Here is a 1,949-nt window from a genome sequence, read left to right as displayed (position 1 = left end):
GCGGCCCATGGCCGCGATTGGCAGTGCTCCGTTTTCCGTAGGAACAGCAATATCGGCGGAGAATCAGTCAGCCCCGCCGTACCCATGCACGTTGCCTCGGGCAACCTCTTAAGCCCCCTCTAAGCCAACTCCCGTATACCGGCAGGATTCCGCCAAGAGTCTCTGCCGTGCTCCCCTCTTCTTCCCCTGCCTCCCCAAGAGCCGCACAGCTGGAGCGGGCCTTGCTGCTCGGCTGCCTGGCCGCCTACCTGCTCGCCGGACTGTTCGGCCGTGGACTGTGGAAGGCCGACGAGCCCTATTCCTTCGGCATGGTGTGGAATTTTCTCACCACCCCGGACTGGCTGACTCCTCGCGTCGGTACCGCGCCCTTCATGGAAAAGCCGCCGCTGATGTACTGGACCGGCGCCCTGGCCGCGCGGTTGTCCGCGCCCTGGTTGAGCGCGCCCGACGGTGCACGGCTGGCGGTACTGGGCTGGATGCTGGTGACCCTGGCCGCTCTTGCCTGGCTGACCGGACGACTGCTGCCCGGCCGCCAGCGCGAGGCGGTGCTCGCCCTGCTGGGCATGCTCGGGGTGGTGCAGCACAGTCATCTGCTGATCGCCGACGTGCCTCAGCTGGCCGGCGCCACCCTGGGCCTCGCCGGGCTGGCCGCGCACCTGCACGACAACCGCCACCCCTGGCGCCAGGGCCTGCTGTTCGGCAGCGGCCTGGGTATCGCCTTCATGAGCAAGGGCCTGCTGGTGCCCGGGGTGCTGGGCCTCACCGGACTGCTCTGCGCGCTCTGCTGGCCGCGGCGGCTGGTCGAGCCGGAAGGGCGTCGCTGGCTGCTCGCCGCCAGCCTGGCCGCCCTGCCCTGGCTGCTGGTCTGGCCGGCGCTGCTCTGGCACCGGGCGCCGGAGCTGTTCCATACCTGGCTGTGGATCAACAACATCGGCCGCTTCTTCGGCCTGGAGGTGCGCAACAGCGATACCGATGGCCTGGCTTCCAGCCTGGCGGATCTGCTGGCGCTGTCCTTTCCTACCGGGTTGATCCTGCTCGGCGCCACGCTCTGGCAGCTGTATCGCAGTGGCGGCAGCCCGCTGAAGCGCCTGGGTCGGCATCCAGGACTGGCTACGGTGGTGCTCTATGCCATCGTCTGCCTGGCGGTGCTGCTCAAGTCGGCGGTGTTCCGCAGCCTCTATCTGCTGCCGCTGTTTCCGGCCCTGGCGCTGCTTGCCGCGCGCCTGCAGCCTCCGCCCGTACTCGCCGCCCTTGGGCGCACCCTCGGGCTGGCCTTCTGGACGCCGATCATCGCCTTGCTGGCCCTGGGCGGTTTCGGCCTGGCGCTGGGCTGGCCGCTGCCCTGGCCAGCGCTGGTCCGGGACCATCTGCCGCTCACTGAACGGCTGCCGGTAGGCCTGCTGGCCTGGATCCTCGCCGCGCTGGCGCTGCTCGGCTGGGGACTGGCGCTAGGGCTGCACAGACGCCTGGCACCCAGCAGTCTCTGGTTCGTCGGCCTCACCGTGAGCTGGAGTCTGGCCAACAGCCTCTGGCTACCCTGGGTCGACCTGGGCAACAGCTATGCACGGCCCTTCACCGCACTGCAGCGGGTGCTCCCCGCTACGGATTGCGTGGCCAGCTACGGTCTGGGCGAGTCGGAGCGTTCCATGCTGCACGTCTACAGTGGCTATCCCCCGCAGGAGCTGAGCGGTCTGCACCAGGTGCCGTGCCGGGTGCTGGTGGTGCAGGACGAGTGGCACGAAGCCGTAGCGGTACCGCCAGGCTGGCAGTTGCTCTGGCAGGGCGCACGGCCCGGCAATCTCAAGGAGCGCTTCCGTGCCTTCATGGTGTCGCCCCAGGTGCCTTGAGGCGTTGGGCTTCGCTGACGCTCAACCCAACCTACGGTAGCTTCAGCTCCCACGTAGGTTGGGCTGAGACGGCTCCATCGTCGAAGCCCAACACACGGGGCC

Annotated in this window: 1 protein-coding gene; it reads left to right on the top strand. The window is 68.8% G+C overall.

Features of this window, described 5'->3' with window-relative positions; genetic code table 11:
• Positions 1-221 precede the first annotated feature (221 nt).
• Positions 222-1,847 carry a glycosyltransferase family 39 protein gene (locus tag C722_RS0111610; protein WP_017640653.1) on the top strand — a complete coding sequence of 542 codons (1,626 nt, stop codon included), beginning with the start codon at positions 222-224 and terminating at the stop codon, positions 1,845-1,847.
• Positions 1,848-1,949 lie beyond the last annotated feature (102 nt).

The organism is Pseudomonas sp. 313, from assembly GCF_000316965.1.
In the GTDB taxonomy this organism is placed as follows: Bacteria; Pseudomonadota; Gammaproteobacteria; order Pseudomonadales; family Pseudomonadaceae; genus Chryseomonas; species Chryseomonas benzopyrenica.
Note: the sequence above shows the minus strand (reverse complement) of the source record. Positions and strands in the feature narration are given on the sequence as shown.